11 protein-coding genes and 1 pseudogene are annotated in these 13,733 nt (G+C 71.9%); 8 read left to right on the top strand and 4 right to left on the bottom strand.

The window, feature by feature from the left end; all coding sequences use genetic code 11:
- Window positions 1-53 precede the first annotated feature (53 nt).
- The 4 genes and pseudogenes from OG933_RS13025 to eccE all read right to left on the bottom strand — a co-directional run bounded on the left by OG933_RS13025 (window position 54) and on the right by eccE (window position 6,117).
- The gene (locus tag OG933_RS13025; protein WP_405633367.1) at window positions 54-2,912 is read right to left on the bottom strand and encodes a MinD/ParA family protein; all 2,859 of its coding nucleotides are present in this window, start codon (window positions 2,910-2,912) and stop codon (window positions 54-56) included.
- Window positions 2,913-3,491: 579 nt separating this feature from the next.
- Window positions 3,492-3,650: pseudogene (locus OG933_RS13020) on the bottom strand (SCO5717 family growth-regulating ATPase); the annotation flags it as partial.
- A gap of 368 nt (window positions 3,651-4,018) precedes the next feature.
- On the bottom strand, window positions 4,019-4,795 hold the full coding sequence (locus tag OG933_RS13015) for a hypothetical protein (protein WP_362527488.1): 777 nt from the start codon (window positions 4,793-4,795) through the stop codon (window positions 4,019-4,021).
- Window positions 4,792-6,117, bottom strand: a complete 1,326-nt coding sequence (gene eccE, locus OG933_RS13010; protein ID WP_405627176.1) for a type VII secretion protein EccE — start codon at window positions 6,115-6,117, stop codon at window positions 4,792-4,794. Before eccE ends, OG933_RS13015 begins: the two co-directional genes overlap by 4 nt.
- Before the next feature lie 203 nt (window positions 6,118-6,320).
- Here eccE and eccB point away from each other — a divergent pair, with 203 nt between their 5' ends.
- The 8 genes from eccB to OG933_RS12970 all read left to right on the top strand — a co-directional run bounded on the left by eccB (window position 6,321) and on the right by OG933_RS12970 (window position 13,630).
- Entirely contained in the window at window positions 6,321-7,847 is a 1,527-nt protein-coding gene (gene eccB, locus OG933_RS13005) for a type VII secretion protein EccB (protein WP_405627174.1), read from the top strand.
- 86 nt (window positions 7,848-7,933) lie between these two features.
- Window positions 7,934-9,196: a type VII secretion-associated serine protease mycosin gene (gene mycP / locus OG933_RS13000; protein ID WP_405627172.1), complete on the top strand. Its 1,263-nt coding sequence runs from the start codon at window positions 7,934-7,936 to the stop codon at window positions 9,194-9,196.
- Between the two features lie 121 nt (window positions 9,197-9,317).
- Window positions 9,318-9,737 carry a WXG100 family type VII secretion target gene (locus tag OG933_RS12995; RefSeq protein ID WP_362527479.1) on the top strand — a complete coding sequence of 140 codons (420 nt, stop codon included), beginning with the start codon at window positions 9,318-9,320 and terminating at the stop codon, window positions 9,735-9,737.
- A 43-nt stretch (window positions 9,738-9,780) separates the two neighbouring features.
- On the top strand, window positions 9,781-10,098 hold the full coding sequence (locus OG933_RS12990) for a WXG100 family type VII secretion target (protein WP_405627170.1): 318 nt from the start codon (window positions 9,781-9,783) through the stop codon (window positions 10,096-10,098).
- Complete coding sequence (locus OG933_RS12985; RefSeq protein ID WP_405627168.1) at window positions 10,098-11,843, top strand: RNase A-like domain-containing protein; 1,746 nt, start codon at window positions 10,098-10,100, stop codon at window positions 11,841-11,843. Before OG933_RS12990 ends, OG933_RS12985 begins: the two co-directional genes overlap by 1 nt.
- Window positions 11,843-12,433 (top strand): hypothetical protein, encoded by a 591-nt coding sequence (locus OG933_RS12980; protein WP_405627166.1) that lies wholly within the window; start codon window positions 11,843-11,845, stop codon window positions 12,431-12,433. The genes OG933_RS12985 and OG933_RS12980 overlap by 1 nt, the downstream gene beginning before the upstream one ends.
- A gap of 165 nt (window positions 12,434-12,598) precedes the next feature.
- Complete coding sequence (locus tag OG933_RS12975; protein ID WP_405627164.1) at window positions 12,599-12,898, top strand: RNase A-like domain-containing protein; 300 nt, start codon at window positions 12,599-12,601, stop codon at window positions 12,896-12,898.
- A gap of 21 nt (window positions 12,899-12,919) precedes the next feature.
- On the top strand, window positions 12,920-13,630 hold the full coding sequence (locus tag OG933_RS12970) for a contact-dependent growth inhibition system immunity protein (RefSeq protein WP_405627162.1): 711 nt from the start codon (window positions 12,920-12,922) through the stop codon (window positions 13,628-13,630).
- Window positions 13,631-13,733 lie beyond the last annotated feature (103 nt).

The raw sequence follows: 13,733 nt of genomic DNA, 5'->3' as shown, positions 1-13,733 counted from the left end.
GAAGGGCGGCCGGTGTCGCAGGACACCGGCCGCCCTTCGGCGTTCTCACTGTCTCACTGCTGCGGAGGCTGCCCGGGCTGAGGGGCCTGGGGGGCCTGGGGAGCCTGCGGGTGTTGCGGGTAGCCGTAGCCGGCCGGGGGATACCCCGGGTTCTGCTGCTGCGGCGGCTGCGGCTGGGCGTACGGATCCTGCCCCGGCTGGGGTTGCGGCTGCGGATACGGCTGGCCCTGGGGCTGACCCTGCTGCGGGGGATACGGCTGCCCGGGACCGGGTTGGGGCGCCTGCGGGTACGGCTGTCCCGGCTGCTGCTGCGGATACGGCTGCCCGGGCACCGGCTGGCCCGGCGTCTGCTGGCCCGGCATCGGCGGGGCGGCCACCGGCGGCGGGTTGCCGTCGCTGGTCCACAGGCCCTGGCGCTGCTGGTGGCGGATGAAGTCCTCCGCGACCATCGCCGTGAGGTTGAAGTACGCCTCCCGGACCTTCGGCCGCATCATGTCCAGGTCGACCTCGGCGCCCGCGGCCAGGTGCTCGTCGAACGGCACGACGACGACACCGCGGCAGCGGGTCTCGAAGTGCGACACGATGTCGTCGACCTTGATCATCTTGCCGGTCTCGCGCACCCCGGAGATGACGGTGATGGAACGCGAGACGAGCTCGGCGTATCCGTGCGCGGACAGCCAGTCCAGCGTCGTGCTGGCGCTGCTCGCACCGTCCACGGACGGTGTGGAGATGATGATGAGCTGGTCGGCGAGGTCGAGGACCCCGCGCATGGCGCTGTAGAGCAGACCGGTACCGGAGTCGGTGAGGATGATCGGGTACTGGTTGCCGAGAACGTCGATCGCGCGCCGGTAGTCCTCGTCGTTGAAGGTCGTGGACACGGCCGGGTCGACGTCGTTGGCGATGATCTCCAGGCCGGACGGCGCCTGGGAGGTGAACCGCCGGATGTCCATGTACGAGTTGAGGTACGGGATCGCCTGGACGAGGTCACGGATCGTCGCCCCGGTCTCGCGCCGCACCCGGCGGCCGAGCGTGCCGGCGTCCGGGTTGGCGTCGATCGCGAGGATCTTGTCCTGGCGTTCGGTGGCGAGGGTGGAGCCGAGCGCGGTGGTGGTCGTGGTCTTGCCCACGCCGCCCTTGAGGCTGATGACGGCGATCCGGTAGCAGGACAGCACCGGCGTGCGGATCAGCTCCAGCTTGCGCTGCCGCTCGGCCTCCTCCTTCTTGCCACCGAGCTTGAAGCGGGAAGGAGCGGCGGCGGGCCGCCCGCTCTTCGCCTTCTGCCTCTTGTTGTTGAGCAGCCGGTCGGAGGACAGCTCTACGGCGGCCGTGTAACCCAGCGGCGCCGCACCGGGGTTGACCGGCTGCCGCTGGTCGTGCTGGATCGGCTGAGGCCAGGCGGCCCCGGCCCGGGGGTCGACGGGCGGCTGATGCTGCTGGGGCGGCTGCGGACCCTGCGAGGCGTCGGGAGCGGGCGCGTGCGGGGCATGCGGTGCCTGCGCGGCATGCGGTGGCTGGGGCTGGAGCGGCTGAGGCTGGGGAGGCTGCCCGGGGAAGCCCTGAGGCGCGCCTTGTGGGGCTCCCTGCGGGAATCCCTGGGAGGCGGCCGCCGGGGGCTGCCCGTCCGCCTGCTGCGGGAAGCCGGGGTGCGCCTGCGCCTGCGGCTGCTGCGGCTGCGGTGCCGGGGGCTGAGGGAAGCCGTAGCCACCGGGGGCGGCTGATGCGTCGGCCGGCTGAGGGAAGCCGTAGCCGGCGGGCGGTTGGGGTGCCGCAGGGGCGGGTTGCGGTGCGGGGGTGGGTGCTGCGGGTCCGGTGTTCTGGTGGGGGAAGCCGTAGCCGGCGGGTGCGTGGGCGTCGGCGGGCGGTTGGGGTGCCGCAGGGGCGGGTTGCGGTGCGGGGGTGGGTGCTGCGGGTCCGGTGTTCTGGTGGGGGAAGCCGTAGCCGGCGGGTGCGTGGGCGTCGGCGGGCGGTTGGGGTGCCGCAGGGGCCGGTTCCGGTGCAGAGGAGGCCGGAGCGCCACCGGGGTGCGGGAAGCCGTAGCCAGGCTGCGGGGCGGGAGGCTGCTGGGCCGCGGCAGCGGGAGCGGGGGGCTGCGGGAAGCCGTAGCCCGGCTGGGGTGCGGCCGGGGTCGGCTCCGGGGCCGGCGGGTTCCAGCCGACCGGCGCGGGCGGAGCTGCCTGCGGCTGGACGGGTGGGTGAACGGGCGGCTGTTGGACGGGCGCCGTGGGCGCGGGAGCGTGCGCCGCGGCATCGGCGGGCTGCGGCTGGACCGGCCACTGGGCCGCCGGTGCGGGTGCCGCTGGCTGGTACGACGGCGGCAGCGGAGGCAGCTCGCCCTGCGGGGCCGGCGGAGGAGTCCAGGCGGGCTGCGCCGGGGGAGCCGGGGGAACGGCGTCCTGGGGCACGCTGCCCTGCGGCTCGGCGGGCTCGGCGGGCTCGGCGGGCTCGGCGGGCTCGGCGGGGACGGCGGGGACGGCGGGGACGGCGTCCGAGGGCTCCCCGACGACGGAGTCGTTCTGCGGGGCCGCGTTCTCGGCGACGGCGGCGCCCTCGGGTGCGGGGCCCGTCACGTCCTCGGCGTCCTGGATCGCCGCATCGCCGCTCGCGGGAGCCTCGGGGGCACCTTCACCGTCCGGTGCGGTGCCGCTTTCGTCGGCCGTCCGGTCGGTCGGGAGCTCTGCCTTGGCGTCGGCGTCGGCGCCGGCCTCGGCGGCAGCGGCCGTAGCCTCGTTGCCGTCCGATACGCCCGCGTCGGCGGATGCGTCCGCCGGATCCGCGGCCTCGGGCGGCACAGAGCCGGGCGAGGGGGATTCGGCGGCCTCGGCCTCCGGCTCTGCGGGCGTCCCGGGCTCGGGCTGTACGGCAGCGGCGTGCTCAGCGATCTCCCGCTTGAGGGCGGCAGCGGAGAAGCGCATGGTCGCACCGCTCTCCAGGTCCCCGTTTCCGGAACCGCCCTCCTCGTCACCCGCCGAAGCTCCCGTGGCTCCCCACTGGGCCTCGGCCTGCTGCTGGTGAGGCTGCGGTTGTGGCTCGAATCCGCTGCCCGCCGGAAGGCCCGGCACGGCGACCGGCCCCGCGCCGGGAGGCACGGCGGGAGCCGCCGGAACGGGCGGGACGGGCGGAGCGGGCGGCGCCGGAGGAGCCACCGGAGTGACCGGCGCTCCCGGTGCGGCCAGGGGGAAGCCCCCGTCCGGCACGGGCGGCGCAGCCGGAGCGAACGGAGCTTCAGGCGTGGACGCCGCCGGCGGCGCAGCCGGGATGAACGGGGCCTCCGGCGCGGGTGCAGCCGGGGTGAACGGGGTTTCCGGCGTGGGCGCCGCCGGGGGCGAAGGTGGCGTGAACGGAGCGTCCGGCGCAGGCGGAGTGAACGGCGCTGCGGGCGTACCCGTCGCCCCCGCGCCGGCTTCCGCGCCCGCTCCCGGCCCGGTGGGCGCGCCGGGTGCCACCCCGGGTCCCGCGCCGGGTGCCGGAGCCGGACCGCCGCCCGTGTTCTGCGTGTACCAAGCCGGCGGCGCGTAGTCGATGGTGAACTCGCCCGTCGCCTCGACGGCGGACTCCGCGTCGGGCTGGTCATCGCCGGGTGTGGCCCAGCCCCCGCGGATCCCGTCCCGATCGCTGCTCACAATTCCTCCTGGTTGGTCGAGCACCCTCATGCCGTGCCGGGGCGACCGTTCGCTTCTGTCGTCCTTGAGTGGTTCGAGGCCGTCTGACGTCGTCCGATGCGGCTTTCCCCCGGGAGACGCCGACGTCCACCCCATGGTTTCCGGCATCGCGCCCCGTACCAGCCTAATCATCAGACGGCCCACCTCGGCAGGCCCGCCCACCCCTCAGCACCAGTCCACCACGTCACGCACCTCCCGAAGAGGCCGCAAACGCACTTAAGGCCACTCGGCAAAACGGTCATAGCAGCTGAAGTGCCGCACAGGTGAAGGGAGGTGAAAGGGGATGAGGTGAGGTGAGACGAAAGGAGGTGAGGTGAAAGGAGATGAGGTGAAAGGAGATGGGGGGAGGAGCCGCCGTGTCAGTCCATCCGTCTCGGTGTGCCCAGCAGCCCGATCTCCGCATCCGTGGGTTGCGTCATCACGTACTGCCGGTCGCGGTCGGCGCACCACAGGGTGAACCCGTCGGCGAGCGTGGGCAGTGCCTCCACGTCCCCGCGGGGCAGCGACAACGCGCGGCCCAGTTCCGCGGCCTCGTCCGGCGAGATCCGCTGTACACCGACGAGCCGGGCCTGCCGGACCAGCCGCGGGGCGACCGGACTGAGATACGGCAGCAGCGTCAGCACGGACTGCCAGGGCCCGGAGGTGACCCGGCCGCGCGGCGGGCGCATCCCGCAGTCCCGCACCACCAGCACCGGCGTGCCCGCCGAAGCGCCCTGCGGAGGCACCCGGCCGACCTCGTACACGGCAAGTCCGTTCTGCCCGCCGCCCATCGCGTGCACCATCTGCACCCAGGCCTGCGGCCGCCCTGTCTCCACGGCCACCCGGGCCCCGGTTGCGGCCGTCCTCAGGGCGAGGACCTGCGCGGTCCACAGCCCGCCGATCAGGACGACGTCGTACGGCGTGGGCCGGTTGATCCCCAGCACGGCCGGCCGCCCCTCGGCGCCGACGCCGATGACGACACCGTCGTCCCCGATGGGCAGCGCGAGCGCGGCCAGTTGGTCCGCGGACACCGAGTGCCGTCCGTGCCGCGGCCCTCTCAGGCCGAAGCCGCTGCGCGGCGAGCGGCGTCCGGACCGGCCGGCGGACGGCTCCGGTTCGCCGGAAGCGGAGGCTCCGCGTGTCGTCGTCGCCGTCATCGAGCACCTCCGAGCGGCAGCGTCGCGAGCATGCCGGGCACCTGCTCCCGGTCGAGACGGGCGAGTCCGGCGCCGGTGTGCCGGGCCGCGCCCTGCACCGCCCGCCGGGCCGCCACGAGTTCGTCGTCGCTGCGCCCCGTCACCCGGATGTGCCCGGACAGGGACACCTCCTGCCGGTCACCGCGCGCGAGGGTGACGCTGAACGTGGTGGCGAGCGCGGGAACGGCCGTGACCAGGGCGACGAACTGCGGGAGCGACGGGCCGTCGCCGCCCAGCGCGGGCCACCGGCGCAACCAGTACGTGGTGTGACGGCGGTTGTCGCAGCGCCAGCTCCGGCCGGTCTCCTCGGTCCGCCGCTCCAGCGTCCCGGTCCGCCCGGCCTCCGCCGTGACCAGCGGGTTGGCGCAGGCCGACGTGGCGAAGGCGGACGTCAGCTCCTCCTCGTCGAGGACGGTCGCCCGGAATCCGGCGCCGGTCAGCCGGCTCGCGAGGTGGTCCACCGCCCGTACGACGCATTTCTGCGCCCCGAGCGCACCGCCGCCGCGGACCGCCACGGCCTCCGGACACAGCTCCGGATCCAGCTTCAGGGCGATCCAGGTGATGCGTACCGCCGGTGCCCCGGTCTGCTCCTGCAGGGGCGCGTAGTTGGCCACGGCCACGGACTGCGGGGGCAGGTGCAGAGCGGGCGCGGGCTGGGTGTGCAGCACGATCTGCGCGGACTCCAGCCGGATCCCGTCCACTTCGAGGGCGTCCCGTACCAGGGCGAGCGGCAGTGGCTGCCGGCCGCGCTCGGCCCGCAGCGCGGTCGTGTCCGCCTCCACCTGAAGAACGGCGGTGACGAACGTGCCGTCCCCGACGATCCCCACGGGCCGCCGGTCACGGCCGCCGTACGCGTACGTCCGCAGCCCGGGATCGCATTCCACGGCGGGCCCGAACCCCGGTTCCGTCCCGGGCGGTATCTCCAGCCTCGCCGCCAGCCGGCGACGGGACTTCAGCTCCCGTGCCGTGGCCAGCCACTGCGGAAGCGAGCGGCCGCGACGGCGAACGAAGGCGAGGGTCACCAGGAGGGCGGCGACGACCACCGCGGCCACCAGCACCACGGGACCGCTCACCCAGCCGATGAGCAGCACGGCGGCCGCGATCTCCAGCAGGACGAGGCGTTGCAGGCGGAATGCCCCGCCCTGCCCCGCGCGCGTCCTGAGGTGCGGTGTGCCCGGTGCCGACGACCCGTCGGGCCGCTCGGGCGGGCGCGGACCGGTCGACGCGGAACCCCGCGTCCGCGACCGGCCGACGGAGCGCTCGCCCGTTCCCGAAACCCTCACTCCGTCCCCCCGTTCCGCTCCACGAACCGCCCGTGTTCCAGCACCGCACAGGGCACTCGACGGCCCGGGAACCCTACCCGCTCCTCAAGTCCCCATGGTTACCGGGCATAGTAGGTGGCCGCTCTGACATCGGAGACGGGGAGCCGGTCAACCGCGCTGCGGACCACGCGGATCGGCCGGAAATCGGGGAGAGACGGGCACAGATGGCATCTCGGCGGGACCAGCTCAACGCCTACACCTTCGCGAAGCGCCGCATGCTCGCGGCCTTCCTCCAGTCGTCGCCCGACGGCTCGGAGGAGGGGGCACCGCGGCCGTTGCGCTCGATCCTGCCCGGAATCGTCGTCGGGGTGCTCGTCATGGCCGTCTTCGGGGCGTGGGGCATGTTCAGGCCGACCGCGCCGAAGGGCTGGGACACGCCCAACGCCAAGGTGATCGTCGCGAGCAAGTCGACCACCCGCTACGTGGTGCTGCGGACCGGCGACGAGGTCCAGCTGCACCCGGTCCTCAACATGGCCTCCGCGAAGCTGCTCCTCGACGAGGGGCAGGGCCAGGTGGTGACCGTCTCGGAGTCCGTCCTCGACAGCGGCAGGATCCCGCACGGCGTCACCGTCGGCATCCCGTACGCCCCCGACCGGTTGCCCTCGGCGTCCGAGGCGGGCAAGGCGAAGCGGTGGGTGGTCTGCGAGCGGCCGAGCGCGGGGGGCGGGGACTCCGTCCAGAAGGCGGCGCTGGTCCTCGCCGCCCGCGAGAAGGACGCGACCGAGGGCGCGGGGCGTCTGCACGACGGCCAACTGCTCTATGTGGCGGACCCGGACGGCAGGCGCTACGTCGTCGACGGCGGCGGCACGGCGTACCCGGTGGGCAAGGGCGACGAGTTGCTGCTGCGGGCGGTGGTCGGTTCCGGCCGGGAGCCCCAGCGGGTGTCGGCGGAGTGGCTGGCGACCCTGCACCAGGGCGATCCGATCGCCTTCCCCGGCGTCCCCGGACAGCCGGGCGAGGCGGCCGGCGCACCGGGCCAGCTCGACACGTCGGCGGACCGGGTCGGCATGGTGCTCAAGGCGTTCGACAACAACACCGAGCAGTACTACGTGGTGTTGAGCGGCCGCGTCGCTCCCGTGTCCGCCTTCGTCGCCCAACTGCTGCTGTTCAGCAAGGAGCTGGCGCCCCTCGGTCAGGCCGGGCACGCCCGCGAGCTGAGCCCCGGCGCGATCGTGCCGGGCGAGGCGTTCGGCACCGAGCACCGCTGGCCCAGCGGTGACCCGGAGCCGGTCAACGAGGCGTCGGGGGCCGCCGGGAGCCGCAGCACGATCTGCAACGTCCTGCGCGGCGTCAACTCCGGCTCGGGCGCCACGACCCTCAGCACCTGGGCCGGCACGGACTTCCCGGCCAAGCTGCCCACCGGCTCCTCCAGCGCCTACGTGACGCCGGGCTCCGGCCAGCTCTACCGCCAGTTCCAGGGTGAGGCGACCAAGGACGGCCCGGTCTTCCTCGTCACCGACACGGGCCTGCGCTACGTCCTCCAGTCCAACGGCGACAGCGCGACGGACGACGCGGGCATCGGCACCACCGCCGAGCAGCGCGCACAGCAGCAACAGGAGGCGCAGCAGGCCCAGACCCTGCTGGGCTACAAGGACGTCGACCCGGCGCCGATCCCGGCCGCCTGGTCGGAGTTCCTGCCCACCGGCCCCCGCCTGTCGACGGCGGCGGCCCGCCAGCCGCAGGGCTCGTGAGGAGGAGGACGACGGTGCAGCGGACGGCGACGACACCTCGGCCGGCGACAGCGCCGCGGCCGGCCCTGGTACGGCGGACGGCCCCGGTGCCGCGCACGGCTCCGTTCCTGCGCACCGCTCTGGTACTGACCGCGACCCTCCTCACCGCGGCCACGGCCACGGTCCTCGCGCCCCCCGCGTCGGCGGCGGACAAGCTGCCCTACTCGGACCAGTGCACGTTCCCCAACGGCGAGTACCCGGGCCGCCCCTGGGCCCTCCAGCGGGTCCTCCTGGACGAACTGTGGAGCCGCTCCAAGGGCAAGGGGGTCCGCGTCGCCGTCATCGACACGGGCGTGGACGTGAAGAACCCGCAGCTCACCGAGGCGGTGGACACGAAGGCCGGCCGCAACCTCCTCCCGAAGAACCTCAAGGACGACGACGGCGACCCGATCGAGCGGGGCGCCGAGAACGGCACCACGGACACCGTCGGCCACGGCACCAAGATCGCCGGCATCATCGCGGCCCGCCCCCTCGACGGCACCGGCTTCGTGGGGCTGGCCCCCGAGGCGACCGTCATCCCGATCCAGCAGAACGACGCCGAGGGCCACGGCGACACCGAGTCCCTGGCAGCGGCGATCCGCTACGCCGTGCAGGCGGGGGCCGGGGTCATCAACATCTCCCAGGACACGTCCAACGCGGTCCGGCCGACCTCCGACCTGGAGCTGGCCGTCGACGAGGCCCTGGACCGGAACGTCGTGGTCGTGGCGTCGGCGGGCAACGACGGCCTGGGCGGCAACGTCAAGGAGACCTACCCGGCGTCCTACGAGGGCGTCCTCGCGGTCGCCGCCTCGGACCGCAACAACGAACGCGCCTCCTTCTCCCAGTCCGGCGACTTCGTGGGCGTGGCCGCCCCCGGCGTCGACATCGTCTCCACGGTCCCCCAGGGCGGTCACTGCTCCGACAACGGTACGAGCTTCTCGGCGCCGTACGTGGCGGGCGTGGCGGCGCTGCTCAAGGCGAGGCACCCGGACTGGACGGCACGCGAGATCGTCGCCCAGATCGAGCAGACCGCGGAACGCACCATCGCGGGCCACGACCGACTCGTCGGCTGGGGTGTCGTCGACCCGGTACGCGCCCTGACGGAGGACGACCGCCCCATCGAGTCCCCGACCCCCCGCAACGGCCTGGGCGCCGCCGAGGCCCCGAGCCCCGCGAAGTTCCACACGGGCGAGACCCCCGACGAGCGCAACACCCGCCTCGCCACCTACGTCGTCGTCGCGGCGGCGGTCCTGGCAGCGGGCCTCGGCGGCACAGCGGTGGCGATCCGCGACGCTCGGAGACGGGCGCGGAGGGTCGCGGGGGCGCGCTAGAGGGCAGCGGCCATCTCGCTGCGCTTCGCGGCGAGTTGGGGCGTGCAGTGGCCAACGATTTGTAGGATCATCGCAATCGCAAGGGACTTGTGATGCCGACGCGACGGGGGAGGGATGCGGCATGGGCGTGCCCGGAGCAGGCTCGGGGCAGGGAAGCGGCCCTGAGCTGAAGGTGTCCGCGCAGGACCTCACCAAACTCGCCGACGACCTCGATGACATGCAGGACCACCTGGACAAGCAGGTACAGCGCATGGACTCGGTCGTCGACAGCATCGAGGCGGGCTGGCGTGGCCCGGCGGCGTCGGCGTACCGCGACTTCCACCGGGCTGCCGCCGAGGACGCCGTACGCATCCGTGAAGTGATGAAGCTGCTGGAGGAGGCGGTGAGGCTGAGCCGTGACGGCTTCTCCCAGGACGACCTCGAGGTGCTCGCCCGGATGCGGCGGATCCAGGTCGACGTCGGGAGCGAGGTGGCGAGACTGTCGACGCCGAACACCGACGTGACCGCGCCGGTGCCGCGCAGCAGCCTCGACGACCTGTAGCCCTTTTCCGAACCGCAGTCGCCGAGACGAACACGGGGGAATCATGTCGACCGGCACCGCACCTGACGACGAGCCCATATCCGTTTCCTTCGCCACGCTCGAGGCGTTGGCCGCCGACCTGGAGGACATCCTCAAGAAGCTCAACGGCAAACTGGACGACCTCTATGACCGGGTCGTGCCCGTCGTGCTGTCCTGGCGGGGCGAGACCCGTGAGGTCTTCGTCGACAAACTCGACGAGTGGGACCGCTCCGCCCAGGATCTGCAAGCGGCCCAGAAGTGGTTGCACGAGTACGTGACCACCGGCCACACCAACTATGCGGCCGCGCACCTCGCGGTGCTGCGAGGCTGGGGCGGTGCCTGATGGCCGATGGGCGGCCCACGGACGAGGAGCGTGCACAGGAGCGGTCGGACGCCCGTACCCGTTCGCCCAGGACGAGCGGCGGCGGATTCGACGTACAACCGCAGCACGTGCACTACACCGCGCTGGTGGTGCGTGACGGGCAGTTCGACTACGACAAGGGCGCCAGGGCCCTCGTCGATGTGCTGAACCAGTACAGCCAGTCGGCCGGAACCGGCTGGGGCGCGGACTCCTTCGCGGCGGCGTACAGGTCGGTGAACGAGAAGTTCCTGGAGGTCTGGGCGAAGAGCGTGGTCGGCGTGGGCGGTGTGGCCGTCGGCCTGACGGACACGGCCAACAAGTACACCCAGGCCGACTGGTACGCCCGCAGGATGTACGGTCCGCCGCCCGTCGAGAAACCGCCGCCCGTCGTCATCGAGAAGGAGCCGGGATACGGCCCGGTCAACGACATCAAGTGGTCCGGCACCGGTGAGGACGCGGACTCCTGGGATATCTCCGGCATCCTGGGCGAGGTCCCCGACTTCCTCGCCGACGTCATCCGGCCCGCGATCGAGCACGGCCTCAACCTCGGCAAGATGCACGAGATCACCCCGGGAGCCAGGGACGAGGAGCTCAAGGGCATGGCCACGGCCTGGCGCGCGGTCGAGAAGGACGCGAAGGCGGCGTCGGACAACTTCAACGGCGCCATCAAGTTCATCACCAACAACAAGGGCAACGACGAGTGGCAGGGCGCGATGAAGGCGTTCTGCCAGACCATCTGGGGCACCACCGAGTGGGGCAGGACCTACGACGCCCAGATGAACAGGGTCTCCATGGGCCGCAGTTGGAAGACCAACCGCAACGTGGTGCCGGCGAAACAGCGACCCGTCATCGAGATTCTTCGCCAGACCGCGACCACCGTGCAGGAGACCCTCGACCATCTGGCCGCCGTCCGTCTCAAGACCGCGGAGACGACCACCCGGCTCGGCAAGGAGGCCGCGAAGGCGACGGTCAAGGACCTGACCACCGGCCTCGACCTGTTCGAGCTGACCCGGCTCGCGGCGACCATGGCGTTCGGCGAGATCGTGCTGACGTTCCGCTCGCACATGGACAAGGGGGCGGCCGACAGGGCGGTCGAGGAGTATCACCAGGCCTTCAGCGACGCCGCGACCAAGCTGAAGGCCTTGGAGCCCGAACTGAACGAGGCGCTGCTCAGCGTGCCGACGTTCCGTGCGGAGGCGGCGCGCGCCGAGGCGTACGGCGCGCGCACCCTGAACGACTTCAAGAAGGAACACAGCTGGCAGCGCACGGAGAGCCAGATTCCCTACAAGTACTCCATCGACCTGGCCACGGAGGAGGAGCTGAGCGGTGGGCACAGCATCGACAAGCACGTCGGCCTGACAGATGCCCAGCTGACGCAGCGGTTGCGGGACGAGGCGACGGGAGGGGGAGTGCAGCAGCTCCCGGCGGCGTCGACCTTCACCGACCTGGACTCTGCTCAGGAATACACTCAGTACAACATCCGGAGCAATTCGGCGAACATCGACAAGTGGCTGGAGAATCCGCCGCCGAATCCTCTCAAGAAGGATTTCACAGTTCCCTCGGTCACTGAGGGAGGTACGGTCACTCCGGTGGTGACGGGGCGTACGGCACCAGTGGTGGGCGGCAACCCGACATCGCCGAAAGACGCACACGGTGTCCTCACGATTCTCAAATATGACCCGAGCTTGGACCCGCCGTTCGTCGTCCTGACGTCGATGCCTGAATAATGACGATTGAGGTGACGAGAATGGTAGAACCCGATGAGCGGGCCTGGGCCGAGGCGATCGATATGTACGCGCGTCGGTACACGATCGCCAAGGTGACGCGCAGGGAGCATGAGGACTGGGTGTTCGACGTGAGCGCCCTGATGCGCGGTGACACGCCGGACGCCCGCGGTTGGCGTGTGAACGACCCCCTCGCGGGCGAGCTCGAAAGGGTCGATGACCCGTACTACCCCTTCGTCGAACTGCCGACTGAGCCCGTGAAAGCGGATGCTCTCAGTGACCGTTTGCATGAGATTCCGCGCGCCTCGGCCAAAAAGTTCCTCGTAACTCTTTCCACGTCCTGGCTCAATATCGAGAAGGAGCAGGACTTCGAGGGACGCAGGGTCGGGCTGGAGGCGAAGGCAGAGGTCATCCTGTCACGTTTCCCGAAAGGTTCCCTATTCTTTGCCAACACAGGCCGTGACAGTGAAAACCAGGACTATTACAAGCGAATTTCCGGCTGCAACACCATTTCCCAACACGTCTGGGACCTGGGCCTGTTCCTCGTCTCCGACTCGGAGGTCGGGATGGTCTGGTCCTTCCACGCGTGGTGAGCCTACGAACGGAGCCTGGATCGGCCGTTGGTCCTCAGTCCAAGCCCGCGCGACTGGTATCCGGGCAGGTGTCTCGCCTCCAGAACGGAGGTCGGTATGGTCGAATCTTTCGACCCGAAGCGACTTGGCCGCAGCTCGCCGCCCCATCGCCCCACAAGGAGTCCGTTGCGCACCCGCACTGCCGCCTACCCCGACCGTGACACCGCCCAGTGGGCGACCCAGCACGTGGTCACCCGCAACGAACAGGTCGTCCACCGCTGGCTGGCACAGTCCACCCGGCAGCGGCTGGTGATCGAGGCGCCGTGGCCGTCCCGTGAGGAGCCCGTCGGGCGGGTCCTGCTGCAGGCGATGATGCTGGCGGGGCGCGACGCCGTCGATGTACGGGCCGCTCGGGTCGTCCTGCGCCGCGAGCCGTCCGCCGCGCACGGGTTCGCCGTGCACGCCACCTTCCCGGTCTATCTGTAGAGAACCCAGAGGCTGCCCACCGTGTCCTTGACCCCCCTCGAACACGACCGCCGCTACGGCGAGCTGGACCAGGTGATCCGCGCCCACGCAGGCCAGCCGGCGGATGACACCCCCGACAAGCCGAGCCGAGCCCTGACCGCCTACCTGCGGCAGACCTGGCACACCCGCCCCTGGGCGCTCGCCGTCGCCGAGCGGCAGCTGCGGGAGTACGCCGACAGCCCGCCCGGCCGACTCCGGCTCCGCCTGGGCGAGTTCTACGCCATCCCGGACGTCGGTCTTCCCGAGGGTGAGATCCAGCAGTGGCTGTACCGCTTGGCCGATCACATCAAGCACAGCATCGAGCAGGGCGAGGTCCCGCCCCTGGCCGTTCCGGCCACTCACTGGGAGTGGCACGCCCGCTTCCCCGAACTGGGTCAGTTCCTCGGCGGCTGGTTCTCCCAGGACATGCCGGACGAGTTCGACGACCACGACGCGGCCGTCGACGACTACCGCACCACGACCGACCGGCACCTCGTGGCCCGCCTGGTCGGCGAGCTGCGCGAGCTGCTCGCACTCTCCCTGGACGAGTCCGACTACGCCGTGGCCGTCGCCGAGTTGGGTATGGAGGTCGACCCGCCGGCGCCGTACGCACCCAGTGGCTGGCTTGCGGTGGCCGCCGAGCGGCTCACCTCCCCGCACCGCGAACCAGGGCCCGGAACGCCACCGCCTGGTCATCCGCCGGTCAAGCGCTGACCGTACCCCGGCCAAACACCCGTATGGGTTCCGCATACCGCTGCCCCGTCCACCTGAAATAGCCGGACTTGCCCGAAAGTTCGCTGGCTACGGTGGTGCCGCC

Origin of the sequence: Streptomyces sp. NBC_00016 (assembly GCF_045040885.1) — a bacterium.
Taxonomy (GTDB): Bacteria; Actinomycetota; Actinomycetes; order Streptomycetales; family Streptomycetaceae; genus Streptomyces; species Streptomyces coriariae.
This window is presented reverse-complemented; position numbering and strand designations above follow the sequence as displayed.

Bases quoted from the DNA above. Each gene is read 5' to 3' on its own strand.
- OG933_RS13025 (WP_405633367.1), bottom strand. From the start codon at position 2,912: ATGCGCTTCTCCGCTGCCGCCCTCAAGCGGGAGATCGCTGAGCACGCC.
- eccB (WP_405627174.1), top strand. From the start codon at position 6,321: ATGGCATCTCGGCGGGACCAGCTCAACGCCTACACCTTCGCGAAGCGC.
- OG933_RS13015 (WP_362527488.1), bottom strand. From the start codon at position 4,795: ATGACGGCGACGACGACACGCGGAGCCTCCGCTTCCGGCGAACCGGAG.
- OG933_RS12990 (WP_405627170.1), top strand. From the start codon at position 9,781: ATGTCGACCGGCACCGCACCTGACGACGAGCCCATATCCGTTTCCTTC.
- OG933_RS12985 (WP_405627168.1), top strand. From the start codon at position 10,098: ATGGCCGATGGGCGGCCCACGGACGAGGAGCGTGCACAGGAGCGGTCG.
- OG933_RS12980 (WP_405627166.1), top strand. From the start codon at position 11,843: ATGACGATTGAGGTGACGAGAATGGTAGAACCCGATGAGCGGGCCTGG.
- OG933_RS12995 (WP_362527479.1), top strand. From the start codon at position 9,318: ATGGGCGTGCCCGGAGCAGGCTCGGGGCAGGGAAGCGGCCCTGAGCTG.